The organism is Marinobacter sp. F4206, assembly GCF_019392195.1.
GTDB lineage: Bacteria > Pseudomonadota > Gammaproteobacteria > Pseudomonadales > Oleiphilaceae > Marinobacter.
Genome location: NZ_JAHXKI010000002.1, coordinates 1,044,467 through 1,062,911, shown reverse-complemented (window position 1 = coordinate 1,062,911; position 18,445 = coordinate 1,044,467). Strand labels below are relative to the sequence as shown.

The 18,445-nt window shown below is 58.6% G+C and carries 14 protein-coding genes and 1 tRNA gene; 13 read left to right on the top strand and 2 right to left on the bottom strand.

Annotated features, from left to right (window positions below; translation table 11 throughout):
• Nucleotides 1-15 precede the first annotated feature (15 nt).
• Entirely contained in the window at nucleotides 16-1,695 is a 1,680-nt protein-coding gene (recN, locus tag KZO34_RS07300) for a DNA repair protein RecN (protein WP_219475094.1), read from the bottom strand.
• Nucleotides 1,696-1,978: 283 nt separating this feature from the next.
• Here recN and grpE point away from each other — a divergent pair, with 283 nt between their 5' ends.
• From grpE to greA, 7 genes are all read left to right on the top strand, one after another.
• The gene (grpE, locus tag KZO34_RS07295; RefSeq protein ID WP_219475089.1) at nucleotides 1,979-2,581 is read left to right on the top strand and encodes a nucleotide exchange factor GrpE; all 603 of its coding nucleotides are present in this window, start codon (nucleotides 1,979-1,981) and stop codon (nucleotides 2,579-2,581) included.
• Nucleotides 2,582-2,672: 91 nt separating this feature from the next.
• The gene (gene dnaK / locus KZO34_RS07290; protein ID WP_219475086.1) at nucleotides 2,673-4,598 is read left to right on the top strand and encodes a molecular chaperone DnaK; all 1,926 of its coding nucleotides are present in this window, start codon (nucleotides 2,673-2,675) and stop codon (nucleotides 4,596-4,598) included.
• Between the two features lie 78 nt (nucleotides 4,599-4,676).
• Nucleotides 4,677-5,804, top strand: a complete 1,128-nt coding sequence (gene dnaJ, locus KZO34_RS07285) for a molecular chaperone DnaJ (protein WP_219475081.1) — start codon at nucleotides 4,677-4,679, stop codon at nucleotides 5,802-5,804.
• Nucleotides 5,805-5,830: 26 nt separating this feature from the next.
• Nucleotides 5,831-6,631, top strand: a complete 801-nt coding sequence (gene dapB, locus KZO34_RS07280) for a 4-hydroxy-tetrahydrodipicolinate reductase (RefSeq protein ID WP_219475079.1) — start codon at nucleotides 5,831-5,833, stop codon at nucleotides 6,629-6,631.
• Nucleotides 6,632-6,858: 227 nt separating this feature from the next.
• Nucleotides 6,859-7,989 carry a glutamine-hydrolyzing carbamoyl-phosphate synthase small subunit gene (gene carA, locus KZO34_RS07275; protein ID WP_219475076.1) on the top strand — a complete coding sequence of 377 codons (1,131 nt, stop codon included), beginning with the start codon at nucleotides 6,859-6,861 and terminating at the stop codon, nucleotides 7,987-7,989.
• A gap of 90 nt (nucleotides 7,990-8,079) precedes the next feature.
• Complete coding sequence (carB, locus tag KZO34_RS07270; protein ID WP_219475071.1) at nucleotides 8,080-11,298, top strand: carbamoyl-phosphate synthase large subunit; 3,219 nt, start codon at nucleotides 8,080-8,082, stop codon at nucleotides 11,296-11,298.
• A 4-nt stretch (nucleotides 11,299-11,302) separates the two neighbouring features.
• Nucleotides 11,303-11,782 (top strand): transcription elongation factor GreA, encoded by a 480-nt coding sequence (gene greA, locus KZO34_RS07265; RefSeq protein ID WP_219475069.1) that lies wholly within the window; start codon nucleotides 11,303-11,305, stop codon nucleotides 11,780-11,782.
• 78 nt (nucleotides 11,783-11,860) lie between these two features.
• Here the strand turns inward: greA and yhbY are convergent, their stop codons facing one another.
• Nucleotides 11,861-12,172: a ribosome assembly RNA-binding protein YhbY gene (yhbY, locus tag KZO34_RS07260; protein WP_257900222.1), complete on the bottom strand. Its 312-nt coding sequence runs from the start codon at nucleotides 12,170-12,172 to the stop codon at nucleotides 11,861-11,863.
• A 433-nt stretch (nucleotides 12,173-12,605) separates the two neighbouring features.
• Here yhbY and ftsH point away from each other — a divergent pair, with 433 nt between their 5' ends.
• The 6 genes from ftsH (at nucleotide 12,606) to KZO34_RS07230 (ending at nucleotide 18,139) form a co-directional block, all read left to right on the top strand.
• Nucleotides 12,606-14,549: an ATP-dependent zinc metalloprotease FtsH gene (ftsH, locus tag KZO34_RS07255; RefSeq protein ID WP_219475066.1), complete on the top strand. Its 1,944-nt coding sequence runs from the start codon at nucleotides 12,606-12,608 to the stop codon at nucleotides 14,547-14,549.
• An 85-nt stretch (nucleotides 14,550-14,634) separates the two neighbouring features.
• A complete protein-coding gene (folP, locus tag KZO34_RS07250; RefSeq protein WP_219475063.1) occupies nucleotides 14,635-15,465 on the top strand; it encodes a dihydropteroate synthase in 831 nt (276 codons plus the stop codon).
• The gene (gene glmM / locus KZO34_RS07245) at nucleotides 15,465-16,808 is read left to right on the top strand and encodes a phosphoglucosamine mutase (RefSeq protein WP_219475061.1); all 1,344 of its coding nucleotides are present in this window, start codon (nucleotides 15,465-15,467) and stop codon (nucleotides 16,806-16,808) included. The genes folP and glmM overlap by 1 nt, the downstream gene beginning before the upstream one ends.
• Nucleotides 16,809-16,883: 75 nt before the next feature.
• The gene (gene tpiA, locus KZO34_RS07240; protein WP_219475059.1) at nucleotides 16,884-17,648 is read left to right on the top strand and encodes a triose-phosphate isomerase; all 765 of its coding nucleotides are present in this window, start codon (nucleotides 16,884-16,886) and stop codon (nucleotides 17,646-17,648) included.
• Between the two features lie 18 nt (nucleotides 17,649-17,666).
• Complete coding sequence (gene secG / locus KZO34_RS07235) at nucleotides 17,667-18,047, top strand: preprotein translocase subunit SecG (protein ID WP_219475056.1); 381 nt, start codon at nucleotides 17,667-17,669, stop codon at nucleotides 18,045-18,047.
• 7 nt (nucleotides 18,048-18,054) lie between these two features.
• A tRNA-Leu gene (locus KZO34_RS07230) sits at nucleotides 18,055-18,139 on the top strand.
• Nucleotides 18,140-18,445 lie beyond the last annotated feature (306 nt).

The following is an 18,445-nucleotide window of genomic DNA, read 5'->3' as shown; positions in this document are numbered from 1 at the left end:
TGTGGGAGAGTGGCCTCAGTGGTGGGTGGCCTGCCCCTTGGAAAACATTTCCCTGGCGTGTGCAATGGTGTGCTCGGTCATGTCGACGCCGCCCAGCATGCGTGCCACTTCACTGATCCTTCCCTGATCGTCCAGTGTTTCAATTTTCGAGAACGTTGCGTCCCTTTCGGTAAACTTGCTGACAAACAGGTGCTGATGGCACTGCGCCGCCACTTGCGGCAGATGGGTCACGCACAGAACTTGTCCGTTTTCACCCAGGCTCCGTAGCAGCCGACCGACCACTTCGGCGGTGCCACCGCCAATGCCCACGTCCACTTCATCAAAGACCAGGGTTGGTGTGGTTGAGGTCTGGGCCACCACGACCTGAATGGCGAGACTGATCCGCGAAAGTTCGCCGCCGGAGGCAACTTTGGCCAGCGGGCGAGCCGGTTGCCCGGGGTTGGCACTGACCAGGAATTCGATGTCCTGCTGGCCATGGGGGGCGGGCTCATCCTTGGCGTTGCGGTTCAGGTGGGTCACGAACTGCATCGTTGGCATGCTCAGTTGTGCCAGTTCCTCGGCGATGCGCTGATCCAGCTCCACCGCCGCCTGTTCGCGTGCTTCCGTCAGTCTGCCGGCGAGTTCGTCGAACGCGCTGCGTTGCTTTACCAGTTCCGCTTCCAACTGTTCGAGGCTGCCGGCGCCGCCGTCCAGCTCTGCCAGTTCCGCAGACAGTCGCTGGTGCAGTTCCGGCAGTTCTTCCGGGGTGATCCGATGCTTGCGGGCCATTTGGTAGATTGCGCTCAGTCGTTCCTCGGCCTGGGCCAATCGTTCCGGGTCGGCCTCGTAGTCGTCCACGAAGCGGCGCAGATTGTCGCCGGCCTCGCTGATCTGGATCTGGGCTTCGTTCAGCATCTGGATGGTGTCAGCCAGGGCGGGAACGTCCACTGGCAGTTGCTCCAGTTGTTGCAGTGCCTGGCGCACCATGTCTGCTGCACTGGTTTCTTCTTCCGTACAGAGCAAGGCGGCCTGATGACTGCTGTGTAGCACCGCGTCGGCCTGGCTCAGTTGCGCTTGTTCCTGTTCCAGTTGTTCCTGCTCTCCATCTTCCAGTGCTAGCCGGTCCAGTTCCTCGACCTGGTAGCGCAGCAGCTGCAGTTTTGCTTCGGTCTCGTCGGCATTCTGCTGACGCTCGGTCAGGCGGTTTCGGGTTTGGTTCCAGGCTTTCCAGGCAATGTGGGTGTCCGCAGCGAGACTTTCCACGCCAGCAAATTCGTCCAGCAGTTTTCGGTGGGTTTCTTTGCGCAGCAGCGACTGATGCTGGTGTTGGCTGTGGATATCCATCAGCAGGCCGCCGAGGTCTTTCAGGTGGGCCAGCGGGCAGGGCTGGCCATTGATGTAGGCGCGTGAACGTCCGTCCTTGCTGATCACGCGGCGCAGGATGCAGTCGCTGTCATCATCCAGCTCGTGGCTTTCAAGCCACTGAGCGGCTTCAGGGATGTCTGAGACATCGAAGGTGGCGGTAATGTCTGCACGCTTGGCTCCATGGCGAACTGCGCCCGCGTCGGCACGACCGCCCATCGCCAGCCCGAGGGCGTCCAGGACAATCGATTTGCCGGCACCGGTTTCTCCGGTCAGGGCTGTCATGCCTTTGCTGAACTGGAGTTCCACCCGTTCGGCAATGGCGTAATTGGAAACCGTGAGCTGTGTGAGCATGCAGAAAACCTCCGCGTCCTTCGAAATGCCTGGCGGACCCTCCCGGATCAGGGGCTAGCCGAATACTGTGATTTCATACAGTGACTGTGAATATATACAGGGTTCTTGTTGTTTGCAAATTGCTCGGGACGAATTTCTGTCGGATTGACGGGTGGGGTGGTTGAAACCTGCAAGCTGGGCCCCATATCCGTTCGCAACTACATTTTTCCGGCTCGCTGCGGTCGGAAGTCATGTTGAATCGGCCGAGTTGATGTCGGCCGCCGGATAGTTAGCAGGAGTGGTCATGAGCACCGACGAAAACCGCAACGAACAGGTAGAAGACGAATTGAAAGGGGCGACCGAGGCTGCCGCGGAAGAAGCGCAGGCGGAAGACGAGTTTGTCGAGGGCGAAGATTCCGAGGTTGATGCTTTGCGGGCCCAGGTCAAGGAAGCCCAGGAGCAGATGCTGCGCTCCCAGGCCGAGATGCAGAATGTCCGCCGGCGCGCCGAGATCGACGTCGAGAAAGCGCACAAGTTCGCTCTGGAAAAGTTCGTCAAGGAATTGCTGCCGGTTGCGGACAGCCTGGAAAAGGCGGTCGAAAGCACTGAAGCCAATGAGAATACCGGTGAGCTGGTCGCGTCCATCCGGGAGGGTGTGGAAATGACGCTCAACCTGTTCATGAACAGTCTCGGCAAATTCAACGTCGAGCAGCTCAACCCGGTTGGCGAGCCGTTTGACCCCCAGCAGCACGAAGCCATGTCCATGGTGCCGGCTCCCGATGCCGAGCCAAACAGTGTTGTAGCTGTGGTGCAGAAGGGCTATCTGCTGAATGGCCGTGTTGTACGTCCGGCCATGGTGATGGTCGCCAAGGCAGAAGATGCACCAAAAATTGATGAGCAGGCTTGAAAAGCCGATTAAAGCGCCAATATAGCCAGTAAATGGCGAAAGCCGGGGCAATACTCTCCGGGAAAGCATTCAGAAGAATTGGAGTGACTCAATGAGCAAGATTATTGGTATCGATCTGGGAACAACAAACTCCTGTGTTGCCATCATGGATGGTGACAAGGTCAAGGTTATTGAAAACGCCGAGGGTGATCGCACGACCCCGTCGATCATCGCGTACACCGATGACGGCGAAACGCTGGTAGGCCAGTCTGCGAAGCGTCAGGCTGTTACCAACCCGAATAACACCCTGTACGCCATCAAGCGTCTGATCGGTCGTCGTTTCGAAGACGATGTCGTTCAGAAAGACATCAAAATGGTGCCGTACAAGATCGCCAAGGCGGACAACGGTGATGCCTGGGTAGAGGTGAAAGGCGAGAAGATGGCGCCACCTCAGGTGTCTGCAGAAGTGCTCAAGAAGATGAAGAAAACCGCCGAAGATTACCTTGGCGAGAAAGTGACCGAGGCGGTGATCACCGTGCCGGCTTACTTCAACGACAGTCAGCGTCAGGCCACCAAAGATGCCGGTAAGATCGCTGGTCTGGACGTGAAGCGCATTATCAACGAGCCGACCGCCGCAGCCCTGGCCTATGGCCTGGACAAGAAGAGTGGCGATCGTACCGTGGCGGTATATGACCTTGGTGGCGGTACTTTCGACCTGTCCATCATTGAAATTGCCGATGTTGATGGCGAGCACCAGTTTGAAGTTCTGGCCACCAACGGGGACACCTTCCTGGGCGGTGAAGATTTCGACCTGAAGATCATTGAGTTCCTGGCCGACCAGTTCAAGAAGGATAGTGGCATTGACCTGCGCGGCGACTCCCTGGCGATGCAGCGTCTGAAGGAAGCTGGTGAGAAGGCCAAGATCGAGCTTTCCAGCAGCCAGCAGACTGACGTGAATCTGCCGTACATCACGGCCGATGCCAGCGGTCCGAAGCACATGAACGTCAAGCTGACCCGCGCCAAGCTCGAGTCGCTGGTAGAAGATCTGGTTCAGCGCAGCCTTGAGCCGTGTAAAGTGGCCCTGAAAGATGCGGGCATGAGCGGAAGCGAAATCGACGAGGTTATCCTGGTCGGCGGTCAGACCCGCATGCCGCTGGTGCAGGAAAAGGTTAAGGAGTTCTTCGGTAAAGACGCTCGCAAAGACGTGAACCCGGATGAAGCCGTGGCCATGGGTGCTGCCATCCAGGCCGCCGTACTTTCCGGCGACGTGAAAGACGTGCTGCTGCTGGATGTGACGCCGCTGACCCTGGGTATCGAAACCATGGGCGGCGTGGCGACTCCGCTAATCGACAAGAACACCACGATCCCGACCAAGAAATCGCAGACGTTCTCCACAGCGGATGACAATCAGACTGCCGTTACCATCCACGTGGTTCAGGGTGAGCGGAAGCAAGCCGCCCAGAACAAATCACTGGGTCGTTTCGATCTGGCGGACATTCCGCCGGCAGCGCGGGGTGTGCCGCAGATTGAGGTGACGTTCGACATCGACGCGAACGGGATCCTGAACGTGTCTGCAAAAGACAAGGCGACTGGCAAGGAACAGTCCATCGTGATCAAGGCGTCTTCCGGTCTGAACGATGACGAGATCGAGAAGATGGTGCAGGACGCCGAGGCCAACGCCGAGGAAGATCGCAAGTTCGAGGAACTGGTCCAGGTTCGCAACCAGGGTGATGCGATGGTTCACGCCGTTCGCAAGACGCTGACCGAAGCCGGCGACAAGGTCAGTGACAGCGAGAAAGAGTCTATCGAGGCGTCCATCAAGGAGCTCGAGACCGCCCTGGAAGGATCGGACAAGGACGACATTGAAGCCAAGACCCAGAAGCTGACGGAAGTCTCTTCGGAGCTGGCTCAGAAGATGTATGCAGAAGAGGGCGCGCAGGCCGAGCAAGCTGGCGGGCAGGAAGATGCTCAGGCCCAGCAGGCTGACGACGCCGTCGACGCCGAGTTTGAAGAAGTCAAAGACGACGACAAGCGGTAATTCTGACGTACATCAGGCAGTTGGAAAACGCGGGGAATTCCCCGCGTTTTCCGCGTTTAAAAACAGGGTTTTAAAAGCATGGCCAAGCGCGATTATTACGACATTCTCGGAATTTCCCGGGATGCGGACGAGAAGGAAATCAAGCGAGCCTACCGCAAGCTTGCAATGAAGTATCATCCCGACCGTAACCCGGATGACACCGAAGCCGAGAACAAGTTTAAAGAGGCCAGCGAAGCCTACGAGATTCTCGCAGACGACTCCAAGCGGGCTGCCTATGACCAGTTCGGTCATGCTGGCGTCGATGGCCAGGCCGGTGGTGGTTTCGGAGGTGGCGGTGCCAGCTTCTCCGACATTTTCGGTGATGTCTTTGGAGACATCTTTGGTGGCGGTGGCGGACGTGGCCGCAACACCCGCGGTGCGGATTTGCGCTACACGCTGGAGCTGGATCTCGAAGAGGCCGTAAAAGGCAAGAACGTCCAGATCAAGATTCCCGGCCACCGGGAATGTGAAGTCTGCGATGGCAGTGGTGCGGAGAAAGGTTCAACGCCGGAAGCCTGTGGTACCTGTAAGGGTATGGGGCAGGTCCGGATGCAGCAGGGTTTCTTCACCGTGCAGCAGGCATGTCCCACATGTCGGGGCTCTGGTCAGATCATCAAGAACCCGTGTAAGTCCTGTCATGGTCAGGGCCGGGTTCAGGAAGAAAAGACGCTGTCGGTCAAAGTGCCGCCGGGCGTGGATACCGGCGATCGCATCCGTCTCTCCGGCGAAGGTGAGATGGGCATCGATGGTGGGCCGCCGGGCGACCTGTATGTTCAGATCGCTGTGCGTGAACACTCCATCTTTACCCGGGATGGTCGCAACCTGTATTGCGAAGTTCCGATCAGTATTGTCGATGCCTCCCTGGGGGGAGAGCTGGAAGTGCCAACGCTCGATGGTCGGGTGAAGCTGAAGATTCCCCCCGAGACCCAGACTGGCAAGCTTTTCCGTCTGCGTAACAAGGGGGTAAGCCCGGTTCGAGGTGGTCCGGCAGGCGACCTGCTGTGCCGAGTGATCGTCGAGACGCCGGTCAACCTGACCAAGCGTCAGAAGGAATTGCTGGATGAGTTTCAGCAAACTCTGGACGGCGGCAACGGTACCGAGCATGCTCCGAAGAAAACCTCCTGGTTCGAGGGTGTCAAAAGCTTCTTCGACGAAATGAAATTCTGACGAGCAGACGAAAGGGAAATGCGAGCATGAGGGTAGCAATCATCGGCGCCGCCGGGCGCATGGGCAAGGTGTTGATCGAGGCCGTTGACGGCACCGAAGGCCTTGAGCTGGGTGCGGCCGTCGTCGAGCCGGGTAGCAGCTTGGTCGGGGCCGACGCCGGGGAAATGACCGGCATCGGCAAAACCGGTATCAAGATGGCCGGTGGTCTGGATGCGGTGAAAGATGATTTTGACGTACTCATCGATTTCACCTTTCCGGATCTCACCCTGGCGAACGCGGAATTCTGCAAGGCCAACGGCAAAATGCTGGTAATTGGAACCACGGGAATGTCCGAGGCCGAGAAAGAGCAGTTGGCCTTGGCCGCGGAATCCACGCCGGTGGTGTTTGCCCCAAATATGAGTGTCGGCGTTAATGTGGTGTTGAACCTGTTGCGCACTGCAGCCCAGACTCTGGGCGATGATTACGATGTTGAGATCATTGAGGCTCATCACCGCCATAAGAAAGATGCGCCATCGGGTACCGCCCTGCGGATGGGGGAAGTGGTCGCCGATGCTCTTGGTCGCGATCTGAAAGAATGCGCGGTTTATGGTCGTGAAGGCTTCACCGGCGAGCGGACCCGGAAAGAAATCGGTTTCGAAACCATTCGTGCCGGGGATGTGGTGGGGGATCATACCGTGCTGTTTGCCACCGAGGGTGAGCGGATTGAGGTTACCCACAAGGCGAGCAGTCGCATGACCTTTGCCAAGGGCGCGATGCGGGCAGCTCTTTGGCTTAAGGGTAAGTCAGCCGGGCTGTACGACATGCAGGATGTGTTGTCGCTCAAATAGAGTCGCGCGGGCGATTATACATGGACAGAAAGCCGCTTATTTTTTACAATAAGGCGGTTTAACTGCACCAAGCGTAGCTTTGAAAAACGCCCAGGGAACAAATAAGGTTCCCGGACAATAAAAAGCGGGACGGAGTTTTGACTCCCTCTCGCTTTTTTGCGACCTGAATTTGCGCTTGCGTTCCTGTTCGTGACGAACCGATACGCCACTCGATGAGGATACAAGCCTTGAGCACACCTGCAATCCTTGCACTCGCAGACGGAAGCCTGTTTTACGGCACCGCCATTGGCGCTGACGGCGAAACCAGTGGTGAAGTGGTGTTCAACACCGCCATGACCGGCTACCAGGAAATTCTCACCGATCCGTCCTACTCCCGCCAGATTGTCACACTGACCTATCCTCACATCGGCAACACCGGTGTGAATGAAGAGGACGTGGAATCCGATCGCGTCCAGGCTGCCGGCCTGATCATCCGCGATCTGCCGCTGGTTGCCAGCAACTGGCGCAGCAAGGGGGCGCTGGACGACTACCTGCGAAGCAACAACATTGTTGGCATTGCCGATATCGATACCCGTCGTCTGACGCGCATCCTCCGCGATAAGGGTTCCCAGAACGGTGCCGTTGTTGCCGGCGCCGATGCCACGGCGGAGCGCGCCCTGGAACTGGCCAAGGCGTTTCCGGGCCTGAAGGGCATGGACCTGGCCAGGGAAGTGACCTCTGAAAAGGTTTGGAACTGGACCCAGAGCGAGTGGACCCTGACCGACGGCTACGGCGAGCGTGGCGAGGCACGGTTCAAAGTGGTCGCCTGGGATTATGGCGTCAAGTTCAACATTCTGCGGATGCTGGCCTCCCGGGGCTGCGACATCACCGTGGTGCCTGCCCAGACGCCGGCTTCCGAGGTGCTGGCGATGAACCCGGACGGTGTGTTCCTGTCCAACGGCCCCGGTGACCCGGAGCCCTGTGACTATGCCATCACGGCGATTCGCGAGGTTCTGGAGACCGAGATTCCAGTGTTCGGCATTTGCCTGGGGCATCAGCTGCTGGCCCTGGCCAGTGGTGCAAAATCCATGAAGATGGGGCACGGCCACCACGGCGCCAATCACCCGGTGCAGAACATTGCGGACGGCACGGTGATGATCACCAGTCAGAACCATGGCTTCGCGGTGGACGAGAGCTCCCTGCCGAGTACCGTGGAGGCGACGCATAAATCCCTGTTCGATGGCACCTTGCAGGGTATCCGACGCACCGATAAACCGGCATTCAGTTTCCAGGGACACCCGGAAGCCAGTCCGGGCCCCCACGACGTGGCGCCGCTGTTTGACGAATTTATCCGGCTGATGGAAGCCCGGTCTGCCTGAGGGCAGTGCTCCCGGGCCGATGTCCGGGTACGACACGCGCCGCGTTTTGCGCTGCAAGAATTTCAAAGTTGCTGACAGGTTTACCACGACATGCCAAAACGTACTGACATCAAAAGCATCCTGATCCTGGGCGCGGGCCCCATCGTGATCGGGCAGGCGTGCGAGTTTGACTACTCCGGAGCCCAGGCCTGCAAGGCCCTGCGGGAAGAGGGCTACCGGGTCATTCTGGTCAACTCCAACCCGGCGACCATCATGACCGACCCGGTGATGGCCGATGCGACCTACATCGAGCCGATCACCTGGAAAACCGTCGCCAAGATCATTGAAAAGGAAAAGCCCGACGCCCTGTTGCCGACCATGGGCGGCCAGACCGCGTTGAACTGTGCGCTGGATCTGGAAAAGCACGGGGTGCTGCAGGAACACGGTGTCGAAATGATCGGCGCCAACGCCGACACCATCGACAAGGCGGAAGACCGGGACCGCTTCGACAAGGCCATGAAGAAGATCGGCCTCGAGTGCCCCCGTGCCACCATCGCCCATTCCATGGACGAGGCCTGGAAAGTGGCCGATGACATCGGCTTTCCGTGCATCATCCGCCCCTCGTTCACCATGGGTGGTTCCGGTGGCGGTATCGCCTACAACCGTGATGAGTTCGAAGAGATCTGCACCCGTGGTCTGGACCTTTCCCCGACCAATGAGCTGCTGATTGACGAGTCGCTGATAGGTTGGAAGGAATACGAGATGGAGGTGGTCCGCGATAAGGCGGACAACTGCATCATCGTCTGTGCCATCGAGAATTTCGACGCCATGGGCGTGCACACCGGTGATTCGATCACCGTGGCCCCGGCCCAGACCCTGACGGACAAGGAATACCAGATCATGCGGAACGCCTCCCTGGCGGTTCTGCGTGAGATTGGCGTGGAAACCGGCGGTTCCAACGTTCAGTTCGGCATCAACCCCGATACCGGCCGCATGGTGGTGATCGAGATGAACCCGCGTGTGTCCCGTTCCTCGGCATTGGCCTCCAAGGCGACCGGTTTCCCGATCGCAAAGGTCGCGGCCAAACTCGCGGTGGGGTATACCCTGGACGAGCTGCGCAATGAGATCACCGGTGGCGTCACTCCGGCCTCGTTTGAGCCCAGCATTGACTACGTGGTCACCAAGATTCCGCGGTTCACCTTTGAGAAATTCCCCCAGGCTGACGCCCGGCTGACTACCCAGATGAAATCCGTGGGTGAGGTGATGGCGATCGGTCGTACCTTCCAGGAATCTCTCCAGAAAGCCCTGCGTGGTCTGGAAGTCGGGTCTGAGGGGTTCGATGAGAAGCTGGAGAATCTGAGCTCGGAGGATTCCCAGGAAACCCTCATCAGTGAGCTGAATGTGCCCGGCGCCGAGCGAGTCTGGTACATCGGTGATGCCTTCCGTGCCGGCATGAGCGTCGACGATGTGTTCGTGCATACCCACGTCGACCCCTGGTACCTGGTTCAGATTGAAGATCTGATCCGGGAAGAGCAGACCCTGAAATCCGCTGGCAAGGCCGATATTGATCAGGCCACCCTGTTCCGTCTCAAGCGCAAAGGTTTTTCCGATGCCCGTCTGGCCAAGCTGCTGGGTATCTCGGAAGTGAGTCTTCGCAAGCTTCGTCACGATCTGGGCATCCGCCCGGTCTACAAGCGGGTGGACACCTGCGCCGCGGAGTTCGCCTCCGATACCGCCTACATGTATTCCACCTATGAGGAAGAGTGCGAGGCGGACGCCAGTGACCGCGACAAGATCGTGGTTATCGGTGGCGGTCCGAACCGCATCGGTCAGGGGATCGAGTTTGACTACTGCTGTGTGCATGCGGCCCTGGCGATGCGTGAGGATGGTTACGAAACCATCATGATCAACTGCAACCCGGAGACAGTTTCCACCGACTACGACACCTCCGACCGGTTGTATTTCGAACCGATCACCCTGGAAGACGTGCTGGAAATCATCAACGTCGAACAACCCAAGGGCGTGATCGTGCAATACGGTGGCCAGACCCCGCTGAAACTGGCCCGTGGTCTGGAAGCGGCCGGCGTACCGATCATCGGTACCAGCCCGGACGCCATTGACCGGGCGGAGGACCGCGAGCGGTTCCAGCAGATGATTACCCGTCTGGGGCTCAAGCAGCCGGAGAACGCTACCGTGCGCAGTCACGAGGAAGGCATTCTGGCCGCCCGTGAGATCGGCTACCCGCTCGTGGTTCGCCCATCATACGTACTGGGTGGTCGCGCCATGGAAATCGTCTACGATGAAGACGAGCTGGTACGTTACATGCGCAACGCGGTTTTGGTGTCCAACGACAGCCCGGTGCTGCTGGACCACTTTCTCAATGCCGCCATCGAGGTCGACATCGATGCCATCTGTGACGGCAAGGACGTGGTGATTGGTGGCATCATGCAGCACATTGAGCAGGCCGGCGTACACTCCGGTGATTCTGCCTGCTCCCTGCCGCCCTACACCCTGTCCCAGCAGGTTCAGGATGAAATGCGCGATGCCGTTAAGAAGATGGCGATCGAGCTGGACGTGGTCGGCCTGATGAATGTGCAGCTCGCCTGGCAGGATGACGAGATCTACGTGATTGAAGTCAATCCGCGTGCCTCCCGGACAGTGCCCTTTGTTTCCAAGGCCATTGGCGTCTCCCTGGCCAAGGTTGCGGCGCGGGCGATGGCGGGTGTCTCTCTGGCGGATCAGGGGTTCACCAAGGAGATTATTCCGACCTATTTCGCGGTGAAGGAGTCCGTGTTCCCGTTCAACAAGTTCCCGGCGGTGGATCCCATCCTTGGCCCGGAAATGAAGTCGACCGGTGAGGTTATGGGGCTGGGCGACAGTTTTGACGAAGCCTTTGCCAAGGCCGCGCTGGCCGTGGGAGAGCGTCTGCCGGTGAAGGGTACGGCGTTCATGTCGGTTCGCGATGTCGACAAGCCCGAGGCGGTGAAGGTCGCACGCGATCTGGCTGACGCCGGGTTCAAGCTGATTGCCACCACCGGCACGGCCAAGGCCCTGAAAGAGGCCGGCATTGAAGTCGAGCGGGTGAACAAAGTCCGCGAAGGGCGTCCGCACATTGTGGATGCGATCAAGAATGGTCAGGTTCAGCTGATTATCAATACCACCGAAGGTCGCAAGGCGATTTCGGACTCGGCGCAGATTCGCCAGTCCGCGCTACAGACCAAGGTGACCTATACAACGACCCTGGCGGGCGGCGAAGCCTTCTGTCGGGCCATCAAATTCGGCCCGGAGCGCACTGTACGTCGCCTCCAGGATCTGCACGCAGGAAAGTGAGACTATGGCTGACAGAGTACCGATGACTAAGGGCGGCGAGAGTCGCCTTCGCGCCGAGCTTCAGAAGCTGAAGTCCGAAGATCGCCCGCGGGTGATTGCAGCGATTTCCGACGCTCGTGAGCACGGCGATCTGAAAGAAAATGCTGAGTACCATGCGGCCCGGGAGCAGCAGAGCTTCATCGAAGGTCGCATCCAGGAGATCGAAGGCAAGTTGTCCGCGGCCCAGGTGATCGATGTCACCACCATGGAGAACACCGGCAAGGTGATCTTCGGGACCACGGTCCATTTGCTGAATATGGACACCGACGAGCAGGTGGCTTACCAGATCGTCGGAGAGGACGAGGCCGACATCAAGGCCGGCAAGATCTCCATCTCCTCACCCATTGCCCGTGCCTTGGTGGGCAAGAACGAGGGCGATGTGGTGGCCATTCGGGTGCCCTCCGGCACCGTCGAATACGAAATCGAAGAAGTGGAATACGTCTGATACCGACGTGCGCCCATGAAAAAGCCGGCTTCGGGGTTACCCCTAGCCGGCTTTTTTGTCCCTGATTGGCGCCCGGTTTCAGTTCTTGTGGCGCAGCAGGTTGGAGAGCTTGGGATTGGGTTTTTTGGCCCGGCGCAGAATCACCGCGATCTTGCCAATGGACTGGACCAATTCGGCCCCCGAGGCCTCACAAAGGGCATTGACTGCTTCCTGGCGGGCGTCCCGATCCTGGTTGGCCACTTTGACCTTGATCAGTTCGTGGTCGTTCAGCGCGCGCTCGAGCTCTTCCTGAAGCCCATCGGACAGGCCTTTGTCGCCGACAATGATGACTGGCTTCAGATTGTGGGCAATGGCCCGGTATTCCCGGCGCTGTTCCGGTGAAAGACTCATGATGTAATCTCTTTATAGGTGCAATTAGCTAAACGTCAGCGATGTACGCTGGCAAAGTCGTATAATTGCAGGATTGTAACAGATCACTTCCGGGTAAAAATGGCCGTTAACACGTACAGCCTGGAAACTGGTGGCCAGAATGCTGTCGGCGCCCGCCGTTCGTCGGTCCGGAAGGTGCTGTTGCAGGAACATTTCAACAGTGGCCGGGTCAAACCGCAATCCGGGCGTTGTAATTTCAGATTTGGCGCCCAATATGTGAGGTGTGGCCGCAATTTTTTCAGGATTGCATGGGCTGTCAGGGCCGACCCTAGGGTCGCCCGTCTGTGGCCGATACGGATGGGCCGTTTCTGGTGGACGGGCGTACAATTGGTGTAAGGTGTCAGAAAAGGGTGGTTCCCCCGCGGACAGCTCTTCAATTCACAGGTGATGATCCTTGAACGATATGGCAAAAAATCTGGTTCTCTGGCTGATTATAGCCGCCGTGCTGCTGATGGTGTTTCAGAATTTCTCCCCCACCACCAGCGGGCAACAAGTCAATTATTCTCAGTTTGTTGAGATGGTCCAGCAGGGCCAGGTCAACAAGGTGACGATCGATGGTCTGGAAATCCAGGGTACCCGTGGTGATGGGTCCCAGTTCCAGACGATCCGACCACAGGTCTCCGATAACAAGCTGATGGACGATCTGCTGGCCAACAACGTGGAAGTCATCGGTAAGGAGCCCGAGCGCCAGAGCCTGTGGACTCAGTTGCTGGTGGCTGCATTCCCGATACTGATCATCATCGCGCTGTTCGTGTTCTTCATGCGACAGATGCAAGGCGGCGGTGGCGGCAAGGGCCCCATGTCGTTCGGCAAGAGCAAGGCGCGCCTGATGAGCGAGGATCAGATCAAGACGACCTTCGCCGATGTGGCGGGCGTGGACGAAGCCAAGGAAGACGTGAAGGAGCTGGTGGACTTCTTGCGGGATCCCAGCAAATTCCAGCGTCTTGGCGGTAGCATTCCGAAAGGTGTTTTGATGGTGGGGCAGCCTGGTACCGGTAAGACCTTGCTTGCCAAGGCGATCGCCGGTGAGGCGAAGGTGCCGTTCTTCTCCATTTCCGGCTCGGATTTTGTGGAAATGTTCGTGGGCGTCGGTGCCTCTCGGGTGCGCGACATGTTCGAGCAGGCCAAGAAGCAGAGTCCGTGCATCATCTTCATCGACGAGATCGATGCGGTCGGTCGCCATCGTGGCGCTGGCATGGGTGGTGGTCACGACGAGCGCGAGCAGACCCTGAACCAGCTGCTGGTCGAAATGGACGGTTTCGAGGGCAACGAGGGCGTTATTGTCATCGCGGCCACCAACCGTCCTGACGTGCTGGATCCGGCGCTGTTGCGTCCGGGACGCTTCGACCGTCAGGTTGTTGTCGGCCTTCCGGATATCATTGGCCGGGAGCAGATTCTTAAGGTGCACATGAAGAAAGTGCCCCTGGCGGATGGCGTTGAACCGGTCCTGATTGCTCGCGGCACGCCCGGGTTCTCCGGCGCGGATCTTGCCAACCTGGTGAACGAGGCGGCGTTGTTTGCCGCGCGCCGCAACCAGCGTCTGGTGTCCATGGAAGAATTTGAACTCGCCAAGGACAAGATCATGATGGGCGCCGAGCGCAAGTCCATGGTGATGAGCGAGAAGGAAAAGCGGAATACTGCGTACCATGAGTCCGGGCATGCCATTGTCGGGCGTCTGATGCCCGAGCATGACCCGGTCTACAAGGTCAGCATCATTCCTCGCGGACGTGCCCTGGGTGTGACCATGTTCCTCCCGGAAGAGGACAAGTACAGCCACAGCAAGCGCTTCCTGATCAGCTCGATCTGCAGCCTGTTTGGTGGTCGAATTGCCGAAGAGCTGACCCTCGGGTTTGATGGCGTCACCACCGGTGCGTCCAACGACATCGAGAGGGCCACCAGTCTCGCCCGCAATATGGTTACCCGCTGGGGCCTGTCCGAAAAGCTTGGGCCGCTGCAGTACGATACCGACAGCGAAGAGCCGTTCCTGGGGCGTTCCGCCGGTCAGTCGCAGACCGTTTATTCGCCGGAAACCGCGCAGCGTATTGATGAGGAGGTCCGTAACATCATTGATGAGTGTTACGAGAAGGCCCGTCAGTTGTTGATCGATAATCGCGACAAGCTCGACCTGATGGCCGACGCCTTGATGAAGTACGAGACCATCGACCGGTTCCAGATTGACGACATCATGGAAGGCCGGGTCCCGCGTCCTCCCAAAGGTTGGGGTGACAGTGGTCCGACCGGTGGTGCGAAGGTTGACGAGCCTGAGTCCGCGTCCGAGCCCAAGGGCTCCGATGATGGCCGTCAGCCCGGTGTTGGTCGGCCTGCGGGCGAGCACTGACACAACCGCGACTCGAAAGCGATACCTCTGCGCCGCCCGGACTCCGGGCGGCGTTTGTTTTTGTTCTCCCGAAAAAAGGTTTGCTATGGAAATGAATTTTGCCGGGCGGGTACTGGATATGTCTCGCTGTCACGTAATGGGTGTCCTGAATGTCACGCCGGATTCTTTTTCGGATGGTGGTCAATTCAATCGCCCGGAGGCGGCGATGGCTCGAGCTCGGCAAATGATCGCGGATGGTGCGGCATTCATTGACGTGGGTGGTGAATCCACCAGGCCCGGCGCCGCACCGGTCTCGGTTCAGGAGGAACTGGACCGGGTATGTCCGGTGGTCGAGGCGATTGTCCGGGAACTGGAGGTGGTGGTCTCGGTAGATACCAGTGCGCCGGAGGTGATGGCTGAGACCGCGCGCCTGGGTGCCGGGCTGATCAACGATGTCCGGGCGTTGCAGCGGGATGGTGCTCCCGAGGCAGCGGCGACCGCCGATATTCCTGTCTGCATCATGCACATTCAAGGCGAGCCGGACACCATGCAGGACCGTCCGGAATACCGAAATGTCTGCCGGGACGTCAGTTCCTTTCTGACCGAGCGCATGCGAGTGGCTGAGCATGTCGGGGTGCGGCCAGAGAATATCATCCTGGATCCGGGTTTCGGTTTCGGCAAGACCCTGGAGCACAATCTCCGGCTGCTCTCCGCCCTTGAGCAGTTGCACGTGTTGGGCCATCCTCTCCTTATTGGTATGTCCCGAAAGTCCATGCTGGGTGCGATCACCGGTCGCGACGTAAATGAACGGTTGCCCGCAAGTCTTGCCGCCGCGACAATAGCAGCCATGAAAGGGGGCAGCATCATACGGGTGCATGATGTCCGCGAAACAGTGGATGCCGTCAAGGTGGTGACGGCGATGAAGGAGGCGCGTTAATGTCCGAGAGAAAATATTTTGGCACCGACGGGATTCGGGGCCGGGTCGGCGAGTCACCCATTACCCCGGAGTTCATGCTCAAGCTGGGCTGGGCAGCTGGACAGGCGTTCAAACGCGACGGGCAGCGCAACAGTGTGCTGATCGGTAAGGATACCCGGCTTTCCGGTTATATGTTCGAATCGGCTCTGGAATCCGGACTCTCTGCGGCTGGCGTCGACGTAAAGCTGCTCGGCCCCATGCCCACACCAGCCATTGCTTACCTGACCCGGACCTTTCGGGCGTCTGCAGGGATTGTTATCAGTGCCTCCCACAACCCGCACCATGACAATGGCATCAAGTTTTTCTCGCACGCCGGGACCAAGCTTGATGATGCGCTGGAAGCGGAGATCGAGCGTTGGCTCGATAAGCCTCTTGAGGTCTGTTCCTCCGAAGAGCTGGGCAAAGCCTCGCGGGTTGACGATGCTCCTGGCCGCTATGTGGAGTTTTGCAAAAGCACGGTGCCCAATGAATTCGCCCTCGATGGCATGAAGATTGTCCTCGACTGTGCCCATGGTGCAACCTACCACGTTGCGCCCAAGGTCTTTCAGGAGTTGGGTGCCAAAGTGACGGTCATTGGTGGTGAGCCAAACGGCCTCAACATCAACCTCAACGTCGGGTCTACCTATCTTGCCAGGCTCAAGCAGGCCGTTGTCGATCAAGGGGCTGATCTGGGTATTGCCTTTGACGGCGACGGTGATCGGGTGCTGATGGTCGACCGCGACGGCTCCGAAGTGGATGGTGATGAACTGCTGTATGTGATCGCCTCCCAGCGTTTTGCCGAGGGCCGGCTCAAGGGCGGGGTCGTCGGAACTCTCATGACCAATCTTGGGGTCGAGCTTGCCTTGCGTGAGCAGGGTATCGAGTTCGAGCGTGCCAAGGTGGGTGACCGTTATGTGATGGAGCGGCTGCTGGCCAACAACTGGGTGCTTGGCGGCGAAGGCTCTGGTCACATGGTGATCAGGGATTGCACCAGCACGGGGGATGGTATTGTTTCTGCGCTGCAGGTCTTATTGGCCGTGAGCAAGTCCGGCAAGAGTCTCGCCGAACTGCGCCAGGGAATGAGCAAGCTGCCACAGACCATGGTAAACGTCCGGGTTGCGCGGCGCTTCGACCCTCATGCCCGTGAAGATATTGTTGCCGCCGTGCGCAAGGCTGAATCGCAGCTTGGCGATGCTGGTCGGGTCCTGCTGCGAGCGTCTGGCACTGAGCCGCTGATCCGTGTGATGACCGAGGGGCACGATGCGGCGGAGATTGCGCGCATTGCCCGGGAGTTGGCGGTGGTGGTGGAGAATTCTGCCGCTTAATTTTGTATTTTCAGGCGGTTGTCTGTCGGGAGGCACTGCTGTATAGTTCGCCCTCCCTTGGAATTGGGAACTGTTATGCGTCGCAAGATCGTAGCCGGAAACTGGAAAATGAACGGGTCGAAAGACCTCGCCAGGAACCTTGTTGATCAAGTCCGGGCGGAGACCGGCGCTCTTGATAATGGCGTGGAGGTTGTTATTATTCCTCCCGCGATTTATGTCAGTGATGTCGTAGAGCAGGCAGGCAGCAGTTTGGCTGTCGGCGTCCAGAACGTCGGTCAGTGGCAGTCAGGGGCCTACACCGGAGAAATTTCGGCAGACATGGCGAAAGATCAGGGGTGTCGTTACGCTCTGGTTGGTCACTCGGAGCGGCGTCAGTTGTTCGGCGAGACCGATGATGTGGTTGCCGCCAAGGTTGAACGATTGGCATCCTGTGGCCTGACAGCGGTTGTCTGTGTTGGCGAAACCTTGGATGAGCGTGAGGCCGGTCGTGCCGAAGCGGTGGTTGCCGCGCAGGTCAAGGAAGGATTGGCCAGTGTCGGTGCCGACCAGTGGAGCAATATCGTGGTGGCGTACGAGCCGGTCTGGGCGATCGGCACAGGCAAGACCGCCACTGCGGAAGATGCCCAGGCAATGCACGCTTCGATCCGCGGGGTGCTTGCAGAGATCGGGGCGCCAGCCGAAAGTATTTCCCTGCTTTACGGCGGCAGTGTAAAAGCGGATAATGCAGCGGCCCTTTTTGCCGAGCCGGATATTGACGGCGGTTTGATCGGCGGGGCATCTCTGGTAGCAGAAGATTTTGTGAGTATTTGCCGGTCCATGCCGGCGGGTACCAAAAGCTAAAGGTTCGCGAGAGTCGATATGGATTGGATGGAAACACTGGTAGTCGTTGTGCACGTGGTTATCGCGGTGGCACTGGTGGGTCTTGTGCTGATCCAGCAGGGCAAGGGTGCAGATGCCGGCGCCGCATTTGGTGGTGGTGCATCCCAGACTGTCTTCGGTAGTCAGGGTAGCGGAAGTTTCCTGACCCGCTTTACCACGATTCTTGCAATCGTCTTTTTTGTGACAAGTTTTTCGCTGGCGGTATTCGCCAAGCAGCGTGCCGAAGTGGCGGGTGAAGCTGGTATTCCTGTTGTTCAGGAGTCCAAGGAAGCTGCCCCGACTGAGCAGGCTGCGGAAGGTGAATCAGCGCCGGACAGCGAGACCGAGAGCAGGGAGTCTGATCTCCCTGAGCTCGAGTAAGAGTGTTGCCCGGGTGGTGGAACTGGTAGACACGCTATCTTGAGGGGGTAGTGGCGAAAGCCGTGCCGGTTCGAGTCCGGCCCCGGGCACCATATAGTAGGAAAACGGCTTGGAATCTCCAGGCCGTTTTTTTTGGTCAGTCCTTGACCAGTTCCTCCGGCGTCTCTATACTCCGGCGGATATTGGAGCCAGCGCGTGTAAGCGCGCAGGTTCTGGCAGGCCAGGTGTCTGTCAGCAGGAAGCGGTTCACCGGTTTGCTTCCTGTGAGTTCTTGCAACAAAGGGCCCCATTTTCAGGGGCTTTTTGATTAAGGGGCCTGGCGCATCAGGCCCTGGTGCATAAAAAGGGCTGATCAACAGCCCTTTTTTTGTTTTTGGGGCCGGTAAATTTGAAAACGG